The sequence below is a fragment of the uncultured Clostridium sp. genome (assembly GCF_963515715.1).
GTDB lineage: Bacteria > Bacillota > Clostridia > Clostridiales > Clostridiaceae > Clostridium_AW.
Window position 1 is genome coordinate 1 of the sequence record NZ_CAUPZS010000022.1, and the last position, 24,343, is coordinate 24,343.

The 24,343-nt window shown below is 29.5% G+C and carries 28 protein-coding genes; 5 read left to right on the forward strand and 23 right to left on the reverse strand.

Going from position 1 to position 24,343, the window contains the following annotated elements; translation table 11 throughout:
- From RYO54_RS14285 to RYO54_RS14295, 3 genes are all read right to left on the reverse strand, one after another.
- Window positions 1-1,773, reverse strand: a 1,773-nt coding sequence (locus RYO54_RS14285) for a fructose-1,6-bisphosphatase (protein WP_315120108.1), incomplete at its 3' end; no start/stop codon positions are given.
- Between the two features lie 176 nt (window positions 1,774-1,949).
- Entirely contained in the window at window positions 1,950-3,335 is a 1,386-nt protein-coding gene (locus tag RYO54_RS14290) for an MATE family efflux transporter (protein WP_315120110.1), read from the reverse strand.
- A gap of 131 nt (window positions 3,336-3,466) precedes the next feature.
- Window positions 3,467-4,738, reverse strand: coding sequence for a M14 family metallopeptidase (locus RYO54_RS14295; protein ID WP_315120113.1), 1,272 nt, complete (start codon window positions 4,736-4,738; stop codon window positions 3,467-3,469).
- Between the two features lie 226 nt (window positions 4,739-4,964).
- On the opposite strand from RYO54_RS14295, the gene RYO54_RS14300 reads away from it, so the two are divergent.
- The 4 genes from RYO54_RS14300 (at window position 4,965) to RYO54_RS14315 (ending at window position 8,506) form a co-directional block, all read left to right on the forward strand.
- Window positions 4,965-5,450: a DUF4358 domain-containing protein gene (locus RYO54_RS14300; RefSeq protein ID WP_315120117.1), complete on the forward strand. Its 486-nt coding sequence runs from the start codon at window positions 4,965-4,967 to the stop codon at window positions 5,448-5,450.
- Between the two features lie 20 nt (window positions 5,451-5,470).
- Complete coding sequence (locus tag RYO54_RS14305) at window positions 5,471-6,871, forward strand: MBOAT family O-acyltransferase (RefSeq protein ID WP_315120119.1); 1,401 nt, start codon at window positions 5,471-5,473, stop codon at window positions 6,869-6,871.
- Between the two features lie 24 nt (window positions 6,872-6,895).
- Window positions 6,896-8,035, forward strand: coding sequence for a DHHW family protein (locus RYO54_RS14310; protein ID WP_315120122.1), 1,140 nt, complete (start codon window positions 6,896-6,898; stop codon window positions 8,033-8,035).
- Window positions 8,036-8,146: 111 nt separating this feature from the next.
- Window positions 8,147-8,506, forward strand: a complete 360-nt coding sequence (locus RYO54_RS14315; protein ID WP_315120124.1) for a YmaF family protein — start codon at window positions 8,147-8,149, stop codon at window positions 8,504-8,506.
- 213 nt (window positions 8,507-8,719) lie between these two features.
- Here RYO54_RS14315 and RYO54_RS14320 read toward each other — a convergent pair whose 3' ends face one another.
- From RYO54_RS14320 to RYO54_RS14350, 7 genes are all read right to left on the reverse strand, one after another.
- Entirely contained in the window at window positions 8,720-9,571 is an 852-nt protein-coding gene (locus RYO54_RS14320; RefSeq protein ID WP_315120127.1) for a DMT family transporter, read from the reverse strand.
- A 175-nt stretch (window positions 9,572-9,746) separates the two neighbouring features.
- Window positions 9,747-10,943: a hypothetical protein gene (locus RYO54_RS14325; protein WP_315120131.1), complete on the reverse strand. Its 1,197-nt coding sequence runs from the start codon at window positions 10,941-10,943 to the stop codon at window positions 9,747-9,749.
- 148 nt (window positions 10,944-11,091) lie between these two features.
- A complete protein-coding gene (locus RYO54_RS14330) occupies window positions 11,092-12,549 on the reverse strand; it encodes an aminoacyl-histidine dipeptidase (protein WP_315120293.1) in 1,458 nt (485 codons plus the stop codon).
- A gap of 47 nt (window positions 12,550-12,596) precedes the next feature.
- Entirely contained in the window at window positions 12,597-13,247 is a 651-nt protein-coding gene (locus RYO54_RS14335) for a TetR/AcrR family transcriptional regulator (protein WP_315120134.1), read from the reverse strand.
- Between the two features lie 496 nt (window positions 13,248-13,743).
- On the reverse strand, window positions 13,744-14,214 hold the full coding sequence (msrA, locus tag RYO54_RS14340) for a peptide-methionine (S)-S-oxide reductase MsrA (RefSeq protein WP_315120136.1): 471 nt from the start codon (window positions 14,212-14,214) through the stop codon (window positions 13,744-13,746).
- A gap of 81 nt (window positions 14,215-14,295) precedes the next feature.
- Window positions 14,296-15,294: a hypothetical protein gene (locus RYO54_RS14345; RefSeq protein WP_315120139.1), complete on the reverse strand. Its 999-nt coding sequence runs from the start codon at window positions 15,292-15,294 to the stop codon at window positions 14,296-14,298.
- A gap of 18 nt (window positions 15,295-15,312) precedes the next feature.
- A complete protein-coding gene (locus RYO54_RS14350; protein WP_315120142.1) occupies window positions 15,313-15,495 on the reverse strand; it encodes a DUF4177 domain-containing protein in 183 nt (60 codons plus the stop codon).
- A 175-nt stretch (window positions 15,496-15,670) separates the two neighbouring features.
- Between RYO54_RS14350 and RYO54_RS14355 the strand changes: the two genes are divergently transcribed.
- A complete protein-coding gene (locus RYO54_RS14355; RefSeq protein WP_315120144.1) occupies window positions 15,671-16,234 on the forward strand; it encodes a hypothetical protein in 564 nt (187 codons plus the stop codon).
- Window positions 16,235-16,443: 209 nt separating this feature from the next.
- Here the strand turns inward: RYO54_RS14355 and lepB are convergent, their stop codons facing one another.
- The 13 genes from lepB to RYO54_RS14420 all read right to left on the reverse strand — a co-directional run bounded on the left by lepB (window position 16,444) and on the right by RYO54_RS14420 (window position 24,336).
- Complete coding sequence (gene lepB, locus RYO54_RS14360) at window positions 16,444-17,052, reverse strand: signal peptidase I (RefSeq protein WP_315120147.1); 609 nt, start codon at window positions 17,050-17,052, stop codon at window positions 16,444-16,446.
- An 85-nt stretch (window positions 17,053-17,137) separates the two neighbouring features.
- Entirely contained in the window at window positions 17,138-18,013 is an 876-nt protein-coding gene (locus RYO54_RS14365; protein ID WP_315120150.1) for a radical SAM/SPASM domain-containing protein, read from the reverse strand.
- A gap of 85 nt (window positions 18,014-18,098) precedes the next feature.
- On the reverse strand, window positions 18,099-18,575 hold the full coding sequence (locus RYO54_RS14370; RefSeq protein WP_315120152.1) for a GNAT family N-acetyltransferase: 477 nt from the start codon (window positions 18,573-18,575) through the stop codon (window positions 18,099-18,101).
- A 15-nt stretch (window positions 18,576-18,590) separates the two neighbouring features.
- The gene (locus tag RYO54_RS14375; protein ID WP_315120155.1) at window positions 18,591-19,841 is read right to left on the reverse strand and encodes a S41 family peptidase; all 1,251 of its coding nucleotides are present in this window, start codon (window positions 19,839-19,841) and stop codon (window positions 18,591-18,593) included.
- Window positions 19,842-19,904: 63 nt separating this feature from the next.
- The gene (locus tag RYO54_RS14380) at window positions 19,905-20,447 is read right to left on the reverse strand and encodes a flavodoxin domain-containing protein (protein WP_315120157.1); all 543 of its coding nucleotides are present in this window, start codon (window positions 20,445-20,447) and stop codon (window positions 19,905-19,907) included.
- A gap of 71 nt (window positions 20,448-20,518) precedes the next feature.
- Window positions 20,519-20,608, reverse strand: a complete 90-nt coding sequence (locus RYO54_RS14385; protein WP_315120158.1) for an SHOCT domain-containing protein — start codon at window positions 20,606-20,608, stop codon at window positions 20,519-20,521.
- A 9-nt stretch (window positions 20,609-20,617) separates the two neighbouring features.
- Window positions 20,618-20,773, reverse strand: coding sequence for a hypothetical protein (locus tag RYO54_RS14390; protein ID WP_315120159.1), 156 nt, complete (start codon window positions 20,771-20,773; stop codon window positions 20,618-20,620).
- A 60-nt stretch (window positions 20,774-20,833) separates the two neighbouring features.
- Window positions 20,834-21,583, reverse strand: a complete 750-nt coding sequence (locus tag RYO54_RS14395) for a DUF5694 domain-containing protein (RefSeq protein WP_315120162.1) — start codon at window positions 21,581-21,583, stop codon at window positions 20,834-20,836.
- A gap of 38 nt (window positions 21,584-21,621) precedes the next feature.
- The gene (locus tag RYO54_RS14400) at window positions 21,622-22,188 is read right to left on the reverse strand and encodes a DUF3267 domain-containing protein (RefSeq protein WP_315120164.1); all 567 of its coding nucleotides are present in this window, start codon (window positions 22,186-22,188) and stop codon (window positions 21,622-21,624) included.
- A gap of 32 nt (window positions 22,189-22,220) precedes the next feature.
- Window positions 22,221-22,409, reverse strand: coding sequence for a DUF6440 family protein (locus RYO54_RS14405; protein WP_315120167.1), 189 nt, complete (start codon window positions 22,407-22,409; stop codon window positions 22,221-22,223).
- Between the two features lie 68 nt (window positions 22,410-22,477).
- On the reverse strand, window positions 22,478-22,951 hold the full coding sequence (locus RYO54_RS14410) for an NUDIX domain-containing protein (RefSeq protein WP_315120170.1): 474 nt from the start codon (window positions 22,949-22,951) through the stop codon (window positions 22,478-22,480).
- Window positions 22,952-23,153: 202 nt separating this feature from the next.
- Window positions 23,154-23,408, reverse strand: coding sequence for a DUF1653 domain-containing protein (locus RYO54_RS14415; protein WP_315120172.1), 255 nt, complete (start codon window positions 23,406-23,408; stop codon window positions 23,154-23,156).
- Window positions 23,409-23,580: 172 nt separating this feature from the next.
- Window positions 23,581-24,336: a GNAT family N-acetyltransferase gene (locus RYO54_RS14420; protein ID WP_315120175.1), complete on the reverse strand. Its 756-nt coding sequence runs from the start codon at window positions 24,334-24,336 to the stop codon at window positions 23,581-23,583.
- Window positions 24,337-24,343 lie beyond the last annotated feature (7 nt).

Below are 24,343 nucleotides of genomic sequence, written 5' to 3' on the forward strand. Positions count from 1 at the left end.
ATAGGAATTATATATCAATGTGTATCCCGCTATTCCTGTTTCAGGCTGATATGCTCTACAGAATCCCCCGTCAATTACAAGAAGCTTGCCATTTCCTTTTACTGGACTTTCACCTTTGATAGTCTTCACTGGTATGTGACCATTTATAATATGAGATATGTCTGGATCTAAATTAAACTCTTCAAATATTCTATTGCATAGTTCTTCGCTGTCTCTATATTTATAATAATAACTTTTATTTTCTTTATGCGATTCCTTGTCTTCTATGAAATATCTTTCAAAGGTAGTAATCCTCTCTTTACCAAATAGAGGTGAATAAGGCCCACACCATAGATACCACATCATGTCCATAGCATAATTTTTAATATTTGTATCATTTTTATAGAAATACGCCTCTCTAGCGTAGTGTTCAAAAATATCTAATAACGACTTTCCACTATATTCTTTTCCGTCAATAACCAACTTCTTAAAGCTTCCATCTTCATTTAATGGAATGCATCCGTGGTATAAAAGATTAGAATTATATACTAAATATAAATTACCTTTGCTATACATGAAACGTATATGTTTTTGAAGTTTTTCACTATTTACAAAGGATTTAGTTAATTTATTTATCAGCTCTTCTTCTTCTTCAGTTAATTTATATGGATCACTCGGATCTATAGTTGGGAAATTAGTATCTTTCAGTTTATATTTCTTTTCGTTAATCTCCACTGTTCCTTCCTCTAAATCCATCTTATCTAATAACAGCATATAATCCATTTCAAATTCAGGGCGTCTCTTAATTTTTTTCCCTTCTAACTTAAACTGAATTACAGTTATAGCTTTATGCATTTGAGAATATAAATATTTATCACTCTCACTTATATCTTTGTCCAATGTCCTAGGAGTAAAACATTCACAAGGGTCATTATTATATGCATCCATAGCAAAAGTAGCTAACGGCAGTAAATTAATTCCATATCCATCTTCTAAAGTGCTTAAATTTGCATATCTTAAGGATATTCTTAAAACATTGGCAACACAAGCTCTTGACCCCGAGGCTGCCCCCATCCACAGAATGTCATGGTTACCCCATTGAAAATCTATGGAGTGATGATCCATTAAAGCATCCATAACTATTTCTGCTCCTGGTCCTCTATCATAAATATCCCCAATTACATGAAGTCTATCTACTACTAGCCTTTGTATCACCTTAGAAATGGCAATAATAAAAGAATTAGCACACCCTATTTCTATAATTGTGTTTATTATTCCTGTATAGTATTCTTGTTTATTTATTCTATCTCCTTGTTCATTTAATAATTCTTCTATTATATATGCAAAATCCTTTGGTAGAGCTTTCCTTACCTTTGATCTTGTATATTTAGAAGATACGGACTTGCAAACTTGTATTAATCTATAGAGGGTCACTTTATACCATTCTTCTAAATTACTTTCTTTTTGTTTTAGTAATTCTATCTTTTCTTCAGGATAGTAAATAAGGGTTGCAAGACTAGACTTGTCTCTTTCCATCAATGATGTTCCAAATATATCATCTAGCTTTCTTTTAATTACGCCAGAAGCATTTTTAAGCATGTGAGTAAAGGACTCATATTCACCATGAATATCACTAATAAAATGCTCTGTACCTTTAGGCAGGTTTAAAATTGCCTGTAAATTTATTATCTCTGAACTAGCAGAAGATATAGTTGGATACTTAGTTCCTAAAAGCTTTAAATATCTCAAATCTTCACTTATTATCTTAATATTATTTTCCTCGTATAAAGTCATAGGATTTACCCCTTTTTCTATATTTTTATTCAAATACAATATATATTATATTACATTTCTATAATAAATTCTACATTAATTGGATAAATAGCTATTTAAAAAATAATAAAGTATATCATATTCAAAAATGTGATATACTTTATTATTCATCTTACAACCTGAAATATAAATCAATTTTAATTAGCTTTTAATTCTAACTCTTCTTCCTTTTCGTTATCCTTGATTTTTTCCTTAAGTGTTTTTACAGCTTTAAATAAAAATACAGCTGTTATTATAGATGACAATATATCGGAAATAGGCCCTGTTATCCATACTCCATCTAATTTAAATATAGGAGGTAATATTAATAATAAGGGTACTAATAAAATAAATTGTCTTGAAAGACTTAAAAATATTGATATTTTTGCCTTTCCTACAGCTTGAAAATAATTTGAACTTATAATCTGAAATCCGATCACTGGTAGCGCTGCCATATATATTCTAATACCACGTGATCCTAATGCTATAAGTTCTTTATTTTCTTTACCAAAAATACTTATTAAAGCTTCTGGAAAAGTTTGAATTACTATAAATCCTACAGTGGCAATTGTCACTCCAGCAGCTATTGCTATTTTTAAAGTCTTTAATACTCTGTCATATTGTTTAGCTCCATAATTATATCCGATTATTGGCTGACATCCTTGATTTATACCAAACATAGGCATTAAAAACAACATTATAATACTGTTTATTATTCCCATGGCACCAACAGCTAAATCTCCACCATGCTTTAATAAATTATTATTATAAAGAGTAGTAACCAAACTAGCTGCAATCTGCATGGAAAAAGGTGAAATACCTATGGAAAATATAGTTTTCACTGTGTCCATTTCTATTTTTAAGTTTTGTTTTTTAATTTTCAATGTGCTCTTATTTCCAAAGAAATAAGCTAATACCCAAATAGATGATACCGCTTGAGCAATTATTGTTGCTATTGCTGCCCCTTGAACTCCCATATTAAAAACAAATATAAAAATAGGATCCAATATTGTATTTATTAATGCTCCAATGAGCATAGTAGCCATAGCAACTTTAGGACTTCCTTCAGCACGAATTATATTATTTATAGCAAAGCCTATATTTTGCAATACCGCCCCACCAATTATGTATTTCATATAATCTCTAGCATAAGGCAATGTAGCAGAGCTTGCACCAAATATTTTTAATAAGTTATCCAAAAACATTAAGCCTAAAATACTTACCATTAATGAAATAATTATATTTAAAACAAGGGCATTTCCTAGAATCTTTTCAGCTTCATTTTTTTTATTTTCACCTAGCTTTATAGAAATCATAGTGGAAGATCCTATTCCCACCAACATTCCAAAAGCCATGTTAATTATAGACAGGGGAAATCCAACTGCAAGACCTGATATGGCTAATGCACCAACTCCTCTACCTATAAATATTCTATCCACCATATTATATAATGCATTTACAATCATTCCTATAATTGCTGGTATTGAAAACTTCAAAAGAAGTTTACCTATACTTTCTTCCCCTAATTGTTTTGACCTGTCCAAACTACCACTCCTCTTATTACATTCTATATAACTAATTAATTATACATAAATGTAGTATATTTTTCAAATCAAAGTTGTATTTTCCTAATACTCATACAATTATAGGGATTTTGCTCAGCAAAATCCCTTCTTTAAATTGTGGAAGCCAATAATAAAAGTTCTTCATTATCATTATATATCTTATCGAATTGACTTATAGGTAGTGGATTTTTTCCTAATCCTACTTCTATTGTAAATCCTGGTCTTCTGAATTCTTCAATGAACCAATCCTTGTAACCAGCATAAGATGCTATGCCAACAGTCTCACTTAAAGTATAACCACTAACTTCTGCAAATAGCTCTGCCATCCTTCTAGATTCAGGTGGAGTTAAATCTCCATATTGCCAATATATAACTTCTCCTTGGCTATGATAGGCAAGTACTAATCTAAAATTATGATCTCTCGTAAATTTTACCACTGATTGGGTTTCAGGCTCTGATTCTGGGAAAGGCCCTGAATATCTCGTAGGACCTGGACCCGTTATTCCATATGCTCTTTCTGCATCTTTAGATAATTGCCAAGACGCATTATAGTTGTGATTTAAATCTACTCCTCTATTATTTGCCTGCCAGATTCGCGAAAAATCAGTGCTGCCATTATTCCATCTTATTAACTGGTTATAATAAGGATTATCTCTCCTTAAACCATTTAAAACCAAGTCCACACCATCGGGATTTACCATAGGCATAATATATATACTACTTCTACTCCATATATCTCCTACATCATATCCTCTCATTTCTCTTCCTAAAACATAATTATTAAGAAAGTTTTCAGTAAACTTCATAAGTAGCGGCGATGTTATCCACTCTAATGAGTGATGGGCAGCATTATAAAATACTTCATTAGGCCCTACTCCCAGTCTTATATAATATAAATCTTTTCCTAATACACTTTTCCCTGCACTTCCCACAGTAATAAATGGATATCTCTTTTTCAATCCTTCAATATCTTTTGTTAATACATCATAAGTGTAGTCTATATTAGTATCCACTATATCTATTCCAAAAGGAACAACTATACTCTGTCCAGGAATGAGGTTATACGGATTTAGTCCTGGATTGGCAACTAATATTCTATAAACCTGAGTGTAATATTTTCTAGCAATACTATATAGTGTATCCCCTGGCTGTATTATATAATTGTCATAACCTAAAAGTAGTCTTTCTATAATTTTATAAGTGTTAGGACCAATTATGCCATCCGCTACAAGTCCATTTTTTCTTTGAAATTCCTTTACTGCATTTTCCATTTGAGCTCCAAAAATACCATCAATAGGTCCTGGATTATATCCGATTTTCTTCAATAATCCTTGAATCTCCATTACATCGGTTCCTCTAGAACCCCTTTTTAATGTTCTCATATTACAATAAAACCACCATTACATATTATTACTATTATTAGTTTATTTTCCACATTAATTTTTGTGATAAATTTATGATAAATATTAATGCATTTGTAACTTAATTTTTTTGTAACCTTTTCTATTTACAAATATACTATAATATTTTTTGTAGTTTAAGATTAGTTGTTCTTTATATTTGCAGATACAATAATGAAAATTTACAACATAATTAGGAGATGAAGCTATGAAAAATTTATTTAAAAATATGTTATTGATATCCTTAATAATAATATTGCCTACGGGAATTTTATTTGGTTGTTCTTCAAAAGAGCAATCATCAAAAAATCCTTCATCAAAAGAAATTGGCGAAAAAATAAGCCTAGCTACTAATCTATCTGAGATGAAAGAAGGCGATAGTAAAAACTTAACTAAACTTTATGATATTTCAGAAGAAGATCTTGAAGATTTCTTTCTTTTAACAGCTCCTTCAAATATTAAGGCTGATGAACTAGCTATAATAAAAGTCAAGGATGAAAAGAAGATAGATTCTATAAAAGAAAAGGTAGAAAAGAGAGTAGAAAATCAAAGTACAAGCTTTAAGGATTATCTTCCTGAAGAGTATAACTTAATAGAAAATCACATTTTAGAAGTTAAAGATAAATATATTTTCTTATCAATTTCAAAAGATAGCGAAAAAGCAAAAGAAGTTTTTTATGAAAGCTTTAAATAGTAAATTGGGAGGTACTCACTTTGGTATTTAGCAGTCTTGTATTTATTTTTAAGTTTCTTCCAATTACTTTACTTATATATTATATATCTCCAAAGCCCTTGAGAAATTTTGTTCTTCTTATAGCAAGCTTGATTTTCTATGGCTGGGGAGAACCAGTATACATATCAATAATGATTTTCTCTACAGTTTTTGATTATTTTAATGGACTATTAATCAATAAGTATAGAAATCATAAAGTTATACCTAAATTTGTACTTATAAACTCAATGGTAATAAACTTAGGTATATTATTCTTTTTTAAATACTACAATTTTGTGGTACTTAATATTAATAACTTATTGGGATTAAGTATTTCAACTTCATCCCTTCCATTGCCTGTTGGTATATCTTTTTATACCTTTCAGACTATGTCCTACGTTATAGATCTTTACCTCGGTAAAGCTCAAATGCAAAAAAATATCATTTCTTTTGGAACGTATGTAGCAATGTTTCCACAATTAGTTGCTGGTCCTATTGTCAAATACGGGGACATTCATAAGCAATTGAATGATAGAAAAGAATCTTTGGAAAAGTTCGGGGAAGGAGCTGAAATATTCCTCATTGGATTATGTAAAAAAGTGCTATTAGCCAATAATATTGGAGCACTTTGGACTAGCGTAAAAACTACTCCATTCATAGAACTTTCTACCCTCTCAGCTTGGCTTGGTATTACAGCCTTTACTTTTCAAATATATTTTGACTTCAGTGGATACTCTGATATGGCAATAGGTCTTGGTAAAATGCTTGGCTTTGATTTAGATATAAATTTTGATTACCCTTATATATCAAGGAGTATAACAGAGTTTTGGAGAAGATGGCATATTTCTCTTGGTTCATGGTTTAGAGAGTATGTATATATACCCCTTGGAGGAAATAGAGTTGGTACAGGAAAACATTTTAGAAATCTATTTATAGTATGGTTTTTAACAGGTTTTTGGCATGGTGCTAGCTGGAACTTTATACTATGGGGATTATACTTTTGTACCATACTAATTATAGAGAAAAGTTTTCTTTTAAAATGGTTGGAGACCAAACCTAAAGCTATAAGTCATATATACGCAATTTTACTAATAATCATAGGATGGGTTATATTTGAGTTTGACCAACTAGGAAATGCATTTTCTTTCATAGGATTGATGTTCGGAGCATGCAAAACTCCATTCTTTGATTATAAGTCACTTTATTACCTTTACACAAATATTTGGGTATTTATATGTCTTATAATCTTTTCTACTCCATTTCCTAAAAAGATAATGGACGGAATTAAAAAGAAATCCTATGGTTATATAATTGTGGCAACAATATATATTATTCTTTTATTGTTATGTACAGCTTATCTGGTAAACGTGAGCTATAATCCTTTCCTATATTTTAGGTTTTAGGAAAGCGAATTAAGAGGTGGAAAATTGAAGAATTTAGATAAATTATATAAAAGCATATTAGGACTTCTTATACTAGGTTATTTAATAATTATATTTGTTTTTAATATGATAATGCCTCAGAGAAAATTTTCTGAAAGTGAAAATAGGGTACTTCAAGAAAAGCCCAATTTTTCATTAAATAAACTTCTAAAAGGTAAGTATACCTCCGATTACGAAAAATACGTGGCAGACCAATTCCCTATAAGAGACTTCTGGATAGGAATAAAATCAAGTGCGGAGAGAGCAATTGGTAAGAAGGATAATAATGGTGTGTATCTAGGTAAAGACGGGTACTTATTTCAAATGTTTAATGCCTCTAGTGAAGAAGATTTCAAGAACAAGATGAAAAAAATTAACTCCTTTTCTTCTAAAAGCAAAGAAATCAATAAGTATTTTATGCTTGTTCCAAATTCAATTAAAATTTTAGAGGATAAGCTCCCTAAGTTTGCTTCTCCTGAAGATCAAAAGTTCTATATTAATAAGGTAAAAGAATCCTTAGATAAAAATATGAATTTTGTAGATGTGTACTCACCTTTAATGGATAAAAAAAATGAATATATATATTACAAAACAGATCATCACTGGACAACCAAGGGAGCCTATTATGCATATGAGGCTTTAGCTTCAGCAATGAACTTTACCCCTAAAGAGGAAGAGGATTTTAGCGTAACTGAAGTATCAGAGAATTTTTACGGCTCTATGTATTCTAAAAGCGGATTTAGAGGATTAGAACCTGATAGTATTAATCTTTATCTTCCTAAGAACAAACAAAATCTAATTGTTTCTTACTCTGATAAAGATGAAAACTTTAATTCAATATATGCCATGGATAATCTAAATAAAAAAGATAAATACACTGTATTTTTAGATGGGAATTACCCTATAGTTAAAATTTCTACCGATGTTAAAAATGGTAAAAAATTATTAATTATTAAAGACTCTTATGCTAATAGCTTTGTACCATTTTTACTTAACCATTTTAATGAAATATATATGGTGGATCTAAGGTTCTACAATGAGAATTTAAATGATTTAATGGGAAAAAATAATATAGATAATTTGTTAATTCTTTATAATGTAAATACATTTTTTGAGGATGCCTCTATAAATAATATTATTGGATAGTTTTATGTAAATCTCTATATTAAATAAATTATATATTTATTTAATTATAATAGTACCTCCTTATCTTCCGTTGCATATTATACAGTATCAAAAGATAAGGAGGTGTCAATAATGTCAGAAAGATTAAATTATAACCATGAAAATTGTAGACCAGAGCCAAGTGATTGTCAAACTCACACTCATGAATTTTTAGGAAGCACAAGATTAGCTGAACAAGGCGAGGATAGGCATAATCATAGATTTGCTGGAGTTACCAGTGAAGCTATTCCTGTGGGGAACTCTCACGTTCATGCCATCCTTGTTAATACTGATTTCTTCGACCATCACCATGAAGTAGGTGTAACTACAGGACCTGCTATTAATGTAGGAAACGGTAAACACGTTCACTTAGCAACAGGAGTAACCACTATTGTTGAGAATCATAATCATACTTTTATCTTTGCAACTTTAATTGAAAGTCCTTTACTTTAAGTATAATATAATTAATAATATAAAAGAGCACTTGGTTTCCAAGTGCTCTGATTGATTGTGTATTTATAGCTTGTAATACGTAGTTTTGTTTTTTTAATGTTAAATAGACTTCAAAAATGACTTAAAATTATCTAAATGCCTTTCAATTATTTCTTACATTAAATTTATAAGAGAAAAATGACATTGCCGAGCTTGCTAACCACTCTCTCCCGACTAGTTTCCTGTATCATCACTTCCATGTTTTTTAAATAATATATCTGCAACTGCACCAAGTAAAATAAATATAACACCTACAATAGTCATTGCTTCTGGTATTTCTTTATTCCCCAAAAAAACCCAAATAGGATTTAAAACTGGTTCTGCAAGAGCGATAATCATTGCTTTTTCAACTTTTATTTTTCTAAGGCCTGCTCCGTATAAAGCATAGGATAAACCAGAAACTAATACTCCTGCTAAACAAAGTAATAAAATATCTTTTAAAGAAGATGGTACATTAGTATAATTAAATGGAAGTACCAGTATATAAAAGAAAGAACATACAAGATTTATGAGAGCCACTATCCCCAAAGGTGAACCACTTTCAATTTTTTGCAAAGTTGCTGAATAAAGAATGAAAGTTATGCCTATGGCTAACCCTGAAAATATAGCTATAATATTTGCCGATTTAAAACTATCTAACACGTTTAGAAAAACTCCAATAAAAATTAATATTAAAACCATCAATTTTTTATAATCAATTCTTTTATTTTTATAAAAACCATATGCGATTACGTACATAGGAGCTGCATACTGCATAGAAATAGCCATGGCCGAACTTGAAATTTGTGTTGTCAGTGTAAGTGCCATAAGAAAAAGTGCCATAAAAACACTAGCAATTAAAACATTCTTTAGAGGATAAATTTTTTGTTTAAATATAAAAGGAGATAAAAATATTCCTCCTGATAAACTTCTAATTAAATTTATCCAAATTGCACTAGTATTAACTGTTTTTGTTATAATACCTGTAATACTCCATAAAATTACAGCCACGAGCACTAACAAGCTTCCTTTTTTAGTAGAGTCCATTATTTATCTCCTCCCTTACTGTATTAATACAAGTTTTATAAAATTTTTTACTTAAATAAATAATCTACAGAGTAAAAGAAAAGTTGTAATATATAACAACTTTTCTTTATTAGTTAACTTAGATGTTGTTTCAAAAATACTCAAGTTTAACCACCTTACTAAGCTTGTCCACTTATTACAAAAAGTTTTTTATAATTCCAGCAAATATAACAGATCCTATTGTAACTGTAGTAAAACCACCAACAAGCATAGTTGGAACCATAGTATTGGTCAAATAATCTTTTTCTTCTTCATTTGCTTCAAGAGAATTAATTGCTTCGTTTGTAAGTAAAAAGTTAACAGGGAAACCTATCAAACAGTTCAATGCAATGGCAAAGGACATTTCCCAAGACCTTCCAAGCATTTTACCAACAATAATTCCTCCTATTCCCATACCAACAATACCAATTCCTATTAATACAGCAATTGGCACTAATACAGCAATGATTTCCTGAGGTGTATGGTTTACAAGTCCACCCATAACCCCTATCAGGGATGCTACAACAAAGAATCCAAAAGCATTTGCTTTTTGTAGGGATTTACGTTCTAATAGTCCAATTTCGCCAGCTACAACACCATAAAATAATGCAAATATCGTTGGTGAAATACTATATGAAATTCCCATAGAGTTAAATATTTTTTTCGTAAACAAGGATGATAAAATTGCAACAAGACCAACTACAGCTAATAGGAAAAGATACATTTCACTACTTTGATACTTTTCTGGAATAGGTTGAAAGATCCTCTTTTGTCCTTCTTTTTCTTCCAATTTAGTTACAGCAGCTTCACCTCTTCTATACCTTTCCAAATTTCTATTAGCTTCTTTTTTAAGTAAGCTTGGTAATAAAAAGTATACTGGAAACTCTTGAAGTGCAAGCAATAAAAGAGCAATCATTGACAAATGTGGTAATCCTTTTTCAAGGGCCGCTTTTGACATCTCAAATGCCGCCACAAATCCACCAGCTAGAGGTGGTGCTGCTATAACAGCAGTTTGCCATCCATAAATTGCACTACCTAGAGTAAGCAATAAAGCTGCTAGTCCAAGAATTGCACCAATTCCAATCAACACAGTTTTCCACTCGCTCTTTAAATCACTTACGCTTAAAGAACTACCCATATTTACCACTATTATAACCATAATAACATCTGTCAAATTCTCAGAAAATCCTGCTAAGTCTATAACATTTGTAGGTAAGATGTTAGTCCATACTGCCCCTAGTAAAAGTATTAAAAATATGAGTATTGACGGTATTACTGCTTTTGTTTTTACTGAAACTACTTCCCCAATTGCTAGAAATGCCATTAATGCAAAGAAAGCTATTGCTGGATGCATGAATATTCCCCCTCTTTTTTTATGATTTTGTTTATTATATTTTTTATATTTTTTACATTGTTTTATATACACACTTAGTTTCTGTCAACCTATCTATCAAACTCTTTTCTTAATACCAAATTAGCTATACAAATTATGATAGGGTAATTTATTTTAGATTTTTTAGGATTTCACATAGCAACATAAAAACTCTGTCTATTGAAGATACACTGGCGCATTCGGAAGGTGAGTGGAGCGACCAAATGTTAGGACCTATTGAAATAGCATCTAAATTATGTATTTTAGGATAAAAACATCCGCACTCTAACCCACAATGTACAACTAAACTCTTCATTTCCTTTCCAAATATATCTCTATATGTTTTTTGCGTTAGGTCTCTTAATTCTGAATCAGGTCTATAGGCCCAACCAGGATATTTCGCAAATTGGCTTGTATTTGCTCCTAACAGTTTTGAAATAATGTTTATTTTTTCATATACATATTCACAACTGGAATTTTTAGCTGCTCTTATTTCATAAACAAAGTTAATACAGTCATCAAGCATATAGAGCTCCCCTAAATTGCAAGAGCTTTCAACAACATTCATTGTGCCATTCATCTCCTCAATTCCATTTGGAGATAATATTATTGCATTTATTATATTACTAACTCCTGACTCTGTAATTGCCTCAGATTCAAAGGTAGTTTCTTGTAATTCTATTTTAAAGTTCGGTTCTGCTTCTAAATATTCCTCATCGAGGTAAGCTTTAATACGATTTGTTGTATCTTTTAATATATCAATATTTTCAGGATCTATAATAATTGTTGCGTAAGCCTCCCTTGGTATTGCCAACCTAAAGTTACCCCCGCATATATCTCCAATGAGGAAATTAAATTTATTTTTATACTCATGTAATAATCGTGCTAATAAGACATTTGCATTACCACGTCCCCTATGAATATCTTCACCTGAATGACCTCCAGTTAGTCCATCCAAACTTACTTTAAAAGCCTTAAATTCTTTTGGGAAAGTAGTAAACTCACTTGGCAATGTAAATTTTACTCCCACTCCACCACAACTTCCAGCTATGACTTCACCTTCTACCGCATGATCTAAATTGATTAATCTATTTGTTGAAAACCACGAAGGATTTACTGAAATAGCACCACTCAAATCCTCTTCTTCCGCTGTTGTAAAAAGCACTTCAATAGGTGGATGGTCAATTGAATTTGATTCCAATATAGCCATGGCCATTGCAACACCTATTCCATTATCTGCCCCCAAAGTAGTCTTTTTACCAGTTGATAATATATCTCCATCTAGTTGCAGAGCAATGGGATCCTTAGAAAAATCATGAGCTACTTCCGGATCTTTTTCACAGACCATATCAATATGAGCTTGTAATATAACAGGTTTAATACCCTCATAACCTGTTGATGCAGGTTTTTTAATGAAAATATTATTGTGCTTATCTTGTACTGCATTAAGCCCTAAGTTATTAGCCCAACCTAATAAAAAATCACTTAACTCTTTCTCTTTGTAGCTCTGATGTGGAATTTGACAAATTTGATTAAAGTAATAAAATATTCTATTTTGCAGAAGTTCTTCTAGGTTTTTAAAAGGCATTATTTCCAAATATAGCTCCCCCTTTAACATTTAATTATTAAAAAAGTTTAATGTGCCATCTCCATTATGTAATCAAATAACTTTAAAAATGATTTATTATGCTCGTCTGCATCGATTCTATCCCCTTTTGCCCAAGCTTCATACAAGAAAGATTGATGTGTACGTATTATTAAATCTAAGGTCATTTGAGTTTTTAGAGAGCTTACATATTTTTCTTTAACTAGCTCTTTCATAACAGGCTCATCTCTTAAATACATGTTACCTTGCTTAAGCATTAATTTGAGAGTGTCATCATGCCCTTCTAAATCCATAGGAAACAGTTCATAATATTGGTAAATTACTTGTGAAAGCTTGGAACTATACTTTCCAAAAAACATATTATGAAAAATTTCAGGAGATCTAAAAGCAAAATAATTAAAAGTTGAATAAATAGTTCGATATTTCTCTAAAGCATTCATTTTTGGAGTTATATTTTGCCCCAAAGTGCTTATATATTCTCTCAAATAACGAACAGATGCAAATAAAACCAAATGTTCAAGGTCTTCAAAATAATTATATAAGGTTGCACTATTATAACCTGCCTCTGATGCTATTTTCCGTATAGATAAACCATCAATGCTATCTTCTTTTAAAAGTTTTTCAGTTGCCTCAATAAAATAGGTCATTACACGCTGTTTCTTAATGTCCACATTATCCATATAATACGCCTCCTTCCTATCAAATTAATAACTTAATTCGATTTATTTAATCATGATTATAATATAATCATGATTAAATATCAAGAATTTTGTCAGAAAATTAGACCATTTCATAATTTTGCGCCAGAATTACTATCTTTTTTGATTATTATGACGAGATACTTAAGAATATGGTGCTAAATTTGGCATAGATTTTTAAAAAGAATTCAAAGACTGGGGGAAATTAAAAATATTTTAGAAACAGTTAAAAAAGAAAAACTACGCTGTGATTGACTAAAAAGCAAAACAGCCCAACCCCCTCCGTTTATGAGGGGTTTGGGCTGTTTTTTAGTCTATTTCAATGAAAACGTTCTGCTATGCTATCTCCATTATTGAAAGAAACCATTTTCTCAACACCTTTATATATGATTATATCCAATTTATAGAAAATACAATTTACATATAGAAAGCAATTAGACTATTAATAATTTATATTTATTAATAGCCTAAAATTTATCTATAGTTTTATATGACAATACCCTCCTGGGTTTTTCTTTAAATATTTTTGATGATATTCTTCTGCTGGATAGAAACTTTTAAGGGACTCTATTTCCGTAACTATTGGCTTTGAATAACTCTTTTGCTCTTTCTCTTTACTTTTTAATATAATATCTGAGTCTTCTTCTTTTAAATAATATATCCCCGTTCTATATTGATGTCCAATATCTGGTCCTTGTTTATTAATAACTGTAGGATCAATAATATCCCAAAATTTTCTTAAAAGTTCTTCTAATCCTATTGTATTTTCGTCATACTTTACAAAGCATGCTTCTGCATGACCTGTGCTTCCCTTGCAAACTTGTTCATAAGTTGGATTTTCTAGTTGCCCATTAGCATATCCTACTTTAGTATCTAATACTCCATTAATTCTAGATATATATTCCTCTAATCCCCAGAAACATCCACCTGCTAATACTATTTCCTTCATAAATATCACCTCTCAAAATAAGTTTCCCATTTTTTCTTCATTTCTATCCGTTCTTTATTTATTATATATCTTAGCTCAAACTTAATCATTATTAAATCCACTTGAAAATTCTTTAAATATATTTATTATATCTTCACCAGTTATACTCATTTCTTGTCCATTTTTAGTTACATTAATAAATTCTTTCGTTCCTCCATTTAAAAGAATTTTTTCTCCATTTTCTAATTTTATAGTTACATTAATATGATTTTTACCATTTTCATCTTCTTCAAATATAAATGGAGATGAATTATTATAAGCATTTATAAATCTTTCAATCTCTTTTGTATTATTTTGTTTTTTGTAAGTCTCCTTTAAAATATCGTCAAATTTTATATCAATAGAGTTAACTTCATCTATATTTATCTTTTCAATATGATCCTTATATTCTTTTAAAAATTTACATTTTACTATATATGCATAATCATATTCCGATAATTCTTTTTCATATTTTTCTGGTTCTTTAAAAAACTCTTGTGGTAAACTTCTAAATGAATCACCTTTTGAATATAATATAGCTGCAAGGTATAAAGTATCCCCTTCCCTTATCTCTAAATTTTCAGCACTACCCCAAGTGGAAGCTATTTCACCTTCTTTTTTAGGGATAGTAGATTTGGCTTTAGTCATTCCATTACTATTTGCAAAAGCAAAAGACCAAATTTCTTTTTTATCATCATCATTTACATTATCATTTATAGAAATAATAATTCTACTATCTTTTTTATTCTCACTATTTGCATCGTCACCAAACCAAAAAATCTTTTCTTTTTTTACTCCTTTTTCATATTCATCCACCCAAAGCTCTGCCCACTGATATTTTTCCTTACCAAGTTTCACATCAAAAATAAAATACTTATCTGATAAGGATTCAACTAATGTTTCCTCTTCAGGCGTTAACTTGCTTTGAGTAATTATACCACCCTTTTTACTTGATAATTTATCAGAGTTATTTTTTCTACAAGAAACAAATAATACTCCATTTAATAAAATACATATGATAAATATCATTTTAAATTTACTTATTAACTTATTGATTTTCATATTATCCCCTCCTAAACACTATTCCACTTTCCTCTCAAAAATTATTTCATACGCCGTAGGCTTTCCATTTCCATTGTAATAGGTAGGAACTATTTGAACCAATCTCCATCCTTCTTTTGCATATTTATCGATTATTTCATGATGATTAGCATTTGTAAAAACACCACCTAAATTACAAGACTCATATTTATACTCATACATATATAACCCTCCGTGCTAGTTTTAAAAATTCTCAATTTTCATATCACTTAACTATATTTTACCACAAATTTATTAACAATCATCTAATGTAATTTATTTGTAACCATTAATTTACCAGACTTATTATAATTAATATTATAATATATACTAAATATAGATATTAGGAGTGAGCTTTGTGAATAAAAAATTAGTAAGTATAATTATATCTGCTTTAACCGTAGTTTCACTATCTGCATGTAGAAACAAAAGATCTGATACTGCTGTTGATAATAAAAATAAAGAAAATATAACTATTACAGATCCAGATGATAAAACTAAGGATAACACTACAAAAAACTCTGACATTAAGACTAATCCAGATGTGAAAACCGATGAGGATAAGATTACCAATAGATATTCCATAGCAGGTATAGATAATCCATCAGAATTTGAAGATGCTTTTAATAAGATCAAAGAACTAGTAGCTTCTGATGATAAAGAAAAAGTATCTGAATATATAAATTTTCCTATCAATGTACACATAGACGGAAAAAAAGTAGCTATAGAAACTAAGAATCAATTTATAAAAAATTATGATGAAATCTTTAATGATAACGTTAAAGCTAAACTAGCCAATCAAAAGGTTGAGGAAACCTTCGTAAACGATAATGGAGTAATGGTTGGCGACGGTGAAATATGGATTAGCGTATTTAATAATAGCACACACAAGTATTTAATCTATGCAATAAATAATAATTAAAAACCCACAACTGAGAAATTAATTTAGAGGTAAAACAAATAAAAATGCTATGCAATGCTTCTTATGTTGTTTCGCTGCAATAAGAAGAGCTAAATATGTAGTGAAATAGCGACTTTTTCTGGAGCGACTTCACTACGTACTTAGCTCTCTATTTTGAAAACCAAATTATCTTTGTAGAAACTTATAATTGTGAACTAATCTTATATAGCTTAATACATACTGCCTATCTTATCAATTGGCCATATTCTATATAATACCTTACCTTTAACCTGCTTAAAATCTATGGGTCCTAGATCTCTACTGTCTAGACTTACTTCTCTATTATCTCCTAATACAAATACTTTGTTTTCAGGTACTTTTATGGGAAGTGAGAATGCACCAGTATAAGTTTCTCCCTGTTCTTTGATATAATTTTCCTCTATTTTTTCTCCATTTACATATAAATACCCTTCTTTTATATCTATTAAATCTCCTGGTATTCCTACAACACGTTTAATCAAATATCTCTTTTTACCTTGTCCCAAAATAGAATCTAAAGTTTCCTTTGCATCAGTATATGTATTGTGGATTATTCCCTTACTTTCCTCATATTTGTCTAGTATTATAATGTCTCCTCTTTTAGGTTCTTTAAATAAGTAATTTAGTTTATATTCAAATATTCTTTCTCCTTCAAAAACAGTATTCTCCATAGAACTTTCTAATATCATAGGCATAGCAAATACATTACTTTTTATAATGAATGTAATAACTATAGAAAATACAAGGACAAATGCCCATTCCATCAATTCTCTTTTAATAGATTTATTAGTATCACTCATTTTCATTCCTCCTTAGTAACCTTTTTATTTATAACAAGTTTTTCCTCTCTATTTGAATTATCAATTGATTTTATAATAATAAAGCTTAATCAAATCTTTCCCTATAGCCACAGCTTTTGCATAGTTCTTCTACCACTTCTCTTCTGGAAAATCCATTTAAAATATTGGTTGCTCTATCTCCTTCTACTATTTTTGAAAAATTGCTTTCATTAATATTTCCTAAATTCACTATACCCTCTCCATCAAGACAACAAGGGACTACTGTTCCGTCTACTAATATACCTATTTGATTTCTAAGTCCATAACAAAAACCTTGGCTACTCCTATTTAGATTTTTTAAATCTGGCCACTGAAATTCATAATCCTGATTTAAATATATTCTCTCTTTAAGTTTAATTCCCCTGCCTGGTTCAATTTTTTCTTCAATCCTATAATCTAAATTAAACTCCTCCTCAATTATCTGTAAAATATCGCGATTTATCTCTCTTTGAAGATTTGTTATATTATCTTTATCTAAATTCCATAATCTAAAGGATATTAACATATCAGTATGAGAATTAGCTTCTTTTGTAAAATCTATAATATCCTTAATATATTCCTCTTTATCACATACCATATTGTTTCCGTCAAAGCTGTGCAATGAAAAATTAATCTGCCGTAAAGCTGGCTTATTAATTAATTTTTCTCTTGCTTTCTTTATAAGAGTTCCATTGGTAGTAATGTTTACTTTAAAACCCTTCTCATAGCTTATCTCTAAAAACTCATCTATTTGCGGATGAAGTAGAGGTTCTCCTTTTATATGAAAATATATATATTCTGTGTAAGGCTTAATTTGTTCTAGTATATTCTCAAAGGTTTCTATCGTCATAAACTGTTGAGTTCTATTAGTTTTTGGACAAAAGCTACAGGAAAGATTGCATACATTTGTAATTTCAATATAAAACTTCTTAAATTTCTTCATTGGTTACGCTCCAGTTCTATGTTTTTATATATTCTACATCAGTCACTATAATACATGTAGATCATAGGTAATTCAACCTGATAATTTACTTTTCTTTTAAAATAATTGTACTTGGATAAAAGTTATATTTTTTATAAAAACCCAATGCTTCCTCATTTCCGCTAACCACTCCAATTATCTTTGATTTCACTTTATTTTCATTCATCCAACTCAATGCAGAAGACATTAAACAATCTCCAACATTAAGTTTTCTATATTCTTTTCGTACAAATATAGAATCAATTTCTCCTATACCATCATCAGTTATTGAGCTCACACAATATCCTATAATTTTATTCATACTTATATCTTTAGCTAAATGAACTCTTAATCTACCGCCTTGTGATTTTTCAATGAGTCCTTTCTTTCTATTTTCAAAGATATTAATGCTATAAAATTCTTTGAAATAAGGAGATTTTTCCTCGTGATGTTGATTTAATTCTTCCCATAAGGATTGTATTGAATTTAATAATTCTTCTTCTCCAATTATATACTTAATATTTTTATTTTGTGGTAAACTCAAACTTTTCCCTTCTTTCTAATTTAATATTTTTTCAATTACAGCATCTTTTTTGTTTATATAATCTATTATACTAGGTTCAACATTAATATCTGGCATTAAAGAATCCGTATCTTCTTTAGAGTTTTTAAAATATTTAACTGAATAACTAACCGTAATTCCCGTATTATCCAAATATAATTCTTTAACTTCGCCATAGTGATTAGGCTTCCCTCCCGTAGGTTCTCCAATAAAAGTTGCCTGTGTTTTATTCTTAAAGGTTAAAGCGTTTAATATAGCCGAAGAAAAAGTTCTTCTTCCTACTACAACATATAGCTTATCCTTACCATTCAATTCTTCCCTTTTCTTTAGCTCTTTGAAGAATGGATTCATAATGGTAGAATTCCCTCCTCCATTATGTCTTAAATCAATAACAAGCTTCTCAACCTTGTTATTATCTATAAAATCAAACATTTCTCTTGTAAATTGTTTGAAAGGCTTTTCTTCCATCTCTGAGCAGGAATTGTATTGAAAATATAAAGTATTCTCTTCCTTAATGTATTCATACCAGTAATTTATATATGGATTACGTAAATATAGGGGATTATTATTATCCTCTACCATCTGTCCTATATATTTTATGTTTTCTACTTCATCTGGTTCTATATCAACTTTTATCTCTTTTCCTTTTTCATCTAAAAAAATCATATTTATTTTATCTTCATTTATAATATTTAGTCCCTTTAATATTTCAGGCATGATTAAATATCTTACCGCCAAATTCTTAAATTGAGGAGAATTTTCATGTGATATAATAGGTTTTAATAGTTCCAATACCTCCGATATATCCTTGCCATTTATTTTATCTAATTTAAGATTAATAGTATTTTTATATTCCTCTGGTGCATCAATAACATAAATTCCTTCTTTAAACCAATAGAGTTTTAATGGATATATAGTTTCTATATTAGGATATACCATTGTATGTCCATCTCCTATTGATGCAATTATTTTACTTAATTGAACTTTAATTTCTTCATCTGAGTAATCATTTACCTTGTTTTTCAACTCATCCATATCTATATAAAAATCCTCTTTCTTTACTTTGAAAAATAAATTCTTATGTCTTTTGGGTAACTGCTCTTCTAGATAAGTAATATCATTTACCCATTTGCCATTTCTATTATGAGCTATAGTTGGTTTCGTAGAACTACTGCAAGCAACCATTGATATAGATATAATCATTGTTAAACTAGCAGCTAAAGCTTTTGATACAAAATTTCTTTTCACCTCTATATCCCCCTTCTGACCAAAGACAACACTCTTTTTTCTTACAGGATTCTATTTAATGACCTATATGCAATTATTAATATAATTAACTAAAGGTGTTATTGTATTTTTATCTGTAAAATCTACTTTATCTCCATAGGTAGCTAAAAACTCTCTTTCTTCATCTGTTAATTCATCTTCAGATTTCTTAGCCGTTACCTTTTTAAGCATTGACATCATGGATTTGTGCAATAAACTTAGTTTTTTATATTCTATTCCGCCACGAAAATGGAAAAACTCTATGTTTTCTCCCATGGGCTTAGGGAAATTTTTTTCTATGATTGGGATAAAAATTTCTTTTTTATCTGTGGAAGCAAGTCCTACCGTATATACTATTATTTTTTTATCTTTTAAAATATGCAAATTTTTAGTTATAAGAGATACTCCTGAAATACCGCTAGCATAAAGTCCTCCACCATAAACAATAATGTCATATTCCTTTAACTTTTCTGCCTTAATCTCCGAAGCATCAAACAAATCACCCTTTACTTCCTCCGATATCCACTGAGCATATTTTTTACTGCTACCATATTTAGATTTGTATATTACTGCTATTTTATTATCCATGTTCTTTACCTCGCTAAATTATATTTTTATAAAAATTTATTTCCAACAATTTGATTATGCTAACTATCCTCTTACCATTTTTCTTTCATAATTTCATCCTTTTTAATTTTGTATTCTTCTTCACTGATTATGCCATCATCTCTTAATTTTAATAACGCCATCCATATTTATTAATTATTTAAATTTTTATTCTTTAATAATTCTCTTATTTCTACTAGTACTTTTAGGTTTTCCTTTAATAATGTAGTAGTTAAAGATCTATTTATTGCCTCAGTTATAATTATGTATAATAAAACAAATAATATAATGTATAAAAATATCACCATATACCTTTCCCCCTTGGAAATCTTATTGAACATAAATTTTAAAAATAAATATCGCTCACCTTATAAATAATTACAAACTTCCCTCAATTCCATATTGCTGCAGGAACTGACTAATTCACTCAGTATTGCTTTATGCCCCGCTCCATATATTACTAAAATTCGATCTCCTGGTTCTACTATACTTTTTAGATTCCCAAATATACGTATATTTCTTTCATACCAAGTTGAAAGAACTTTAGCACCACAATATGTGTCACCTGCTCCAATAGAGGCAAAATCTACATAAAGACTATGATTTTCCATAACCCATTGAGGAGTATTTAAATATTTTAGCACATCTATAACTGTTGCAGTTTTTATTAAATTATTTACTGTACTATCAATTTCATTGGTTTTTCTAATAAAATTATTATAAAAATCCTTTTGAAACTCTTGAGCATACTCCATTGCATCCTCAAAGGGCAACTCTAGTTCCTCATTTATTGCATAAACCCTTGGATGATTCATAATTTTTGCTAGTCTAAGCCCTAACTGATGAATTTCATTTCTATTTAAAGAATAGTTTCCATTACAATACTGCCTATATGAATTGTTCAATACTCTATCCCATCTTAAACATTCTTCCACAGCTATTTTATTGGGATTTATGCGACTTAATTTATCTACTACTTCAATTATTTCCTCTTGTTTTTCTGAGGATAATATATTTGACACTTTAAAATCTATAAAATCATTTTCTGGTGGGTCAAAATGATATGTGCCTAAAACAAAAATTTCTGCTTTTGATGATAATTTAAAGCTACTATTCATAATGTTTATCCCCCCATAATTTCTTTTTTATCCATTAATTAAAATCTATAATATGTTTCCCATCCTTTATTTCTCACAATTACTCCTTTAGGTAAATTGAAAGTCATAATAAAAAAACCTAATATATCCCCACAGGAGAGCAGAGCATTTAATTGAGCCAAATTAAAAACGAATTTATTCCATCCTAAAAAGCACATTGAAATTATGGGAATCACAGACAAAACCATAAGCGGCATTAATAAACATAATATAAATCTTTTCTTACTCATCTCCCCTTCGTAGTAAGCATAAAATATTCCCTTCTCTAACCACATGCCAAATATAACATTATCTGATTTTATGCTCTCTGGAAAAACTAATGCGTGAATAGTCTCATGAATTGGGATGATGAGTATAAAAGATATAATAAAATAGATAAAGCTAAAAACCCTAATTTGCTTAAATAAAATTATGGCAATAACCCACATAATAATCCAAGTTATAATTGCTATTGGAACAGAATATAGCAGATATTTATCTTGACTAGGTTCTTTTGCTTTTATCCAATTTCCTTGAGCAGGATTAAATTCTTCACTTAATGGCATCTCAGACTTAATAAATTTCAATGCTCTTCCCCCCTCTTGTAAATTATATGATATCAATCATCTATAGATGAAACAACAGGTTTACCATCCCCATCTAAAAGCACTGTAATTCCTCCAGCGTATCCATCCCAGGAAAACAAGTAATTCACTCCTGTCTTCTTATCTACAATTATTTTAATTCCTGATATTGTACCCTCTTTATAAATCACATCAAATCTTCCATTAGAATTTTTATTAAACATAATTTATCCCTCCATAATAACTATTTATAATATCTATTTTCATTTGAAACTTTTAGCTTAATATCTTCCTATCCTCTGATTTTAATCTCAACATCATTAATGTATTTTCCTATAATCTCTACATCCGGTGGATTTATTTCACTTGGTATTTCATCTAACTCAAAAAATTGTAAAGAAATACTTTCTTCATTTTCTAAGTCTAATTCTCCACTATGCTTATCTGATATAAATACAGTAACAACATTATAAACTTCATCGCCGTTAGGGTATATATAATGCTGCCCTTCCCCTGAAAAAACACCAAACAATTTTAGATTATTTGAGTGTATTTCTAACCCTGTTTCTTCCTTAACTTCTCTAGTGGCAGCTTCTTCTACCCTTTCACCAATTTCTACTGAGCCACCAGGTAACCCCCATTTATTATTATCCCTTCTTAATTGTAATAAAATTTTATTTTCATCTCTTATAACAACACTTGTACCGCATTGAATAAGTGGCCTACATCCTACAATTTCTCTTAATTCAAGCATATAGTTTGCCATAATACCCTCCATTATTTATCAATTATTTCTATATTATACATACTATATTTTCTTTATTATCTATATTTTAACATTACCCTAACTAAAAATACAGTATTACCTCTCACTGCGTATAAAACCAAGCGTCACTTACTTTATAAGCTTACGCCATAGCTAATAATTTTAATACTTCCGTTTTTATAAAATAAAATATTTAATTCATCTATTTTTTTACACTTTCAATTTGAACATATTCAAATCTATACTTTTGTCCTGTAGGATTTTCCTTATCCTTTGGCACCTCTTCATTAAACATATTATAAGGTCTTGCGAATACTCCACACTCCCCATAAAGAGCTTTATATATTACTAATTCTTCTCTTGTTTCTGAATGTATAGCAACATCTAATAATAAGTATAAATCTCCTTTAAAATGTCTAAATATTTTTCCTTTATATTCATATAAATTTCTTTCCATCTTATCCTCCAATTTTTTTATTTATTCCATTCTTCTTATACCTTCATTATTTATATTTTATCATCTCAATAATTAAAAAAGAAGGTACTTTTTAGCACCTTCTTTTTACTAGAATTTTAAAATACTTATATAATAATTTTTTCTAACTATACTTATCACTTTTCAATAACATCTATCTTATCTTATCCATAAGTTTATAGAACTTATTTTCGTTTATGATGTCATTTGTAATAAATTTACCATTATAAAATAGACTATATATACTGCATGCTGTAGGTATGTTCATTGCTTCTTCCTTAGTATTTATCTTTATAATTTCAAGTGGAATTCCCTCTTTTTGCGCTAATTCCTTTAATACTATATTTGTATAATACTCCGTATATGGACATCTATTAGAATAATATACTGCTAATCCATTCTTATTTTCACATATGTTGTTCTTTGCACACTCATTAAAAGTCGGAGTAATAGCATTAGGATTATTCTTATATACTAATAATTCAAAATAAGGAGGTGCTGTATCACATATTTCAAAGCCTTGCTTTAAAAAGAACTTCTTATCCGCTAAATATGGTCTTTTCTTATCACTAGATAAAAGAATAATACCATCCTTATCTTTTAAATCTTTAATACATTCATTTAATAAGTTTTTACCATATCCCTTCCCTCCATAGCTACCCGCTACCCAAAAACAGTTAATCACCATATAATTAGGAGCGTTAACTGGCAGCCAGGATATTTCTGCAGGACAATATTCAATAAAAACTTTATGTCTCACATCATATTTTTTGAAAACATATCCTTCATCTATTCTCTCTTTAATCCATTGCTTTTTCTTAAGATATCCTTCTTTACACTTTTTATCGGAAATGGCACAACAAATATGTTCTTCATCAATATTATTTTGATTTAATTTTATAATCTCCATCAATACA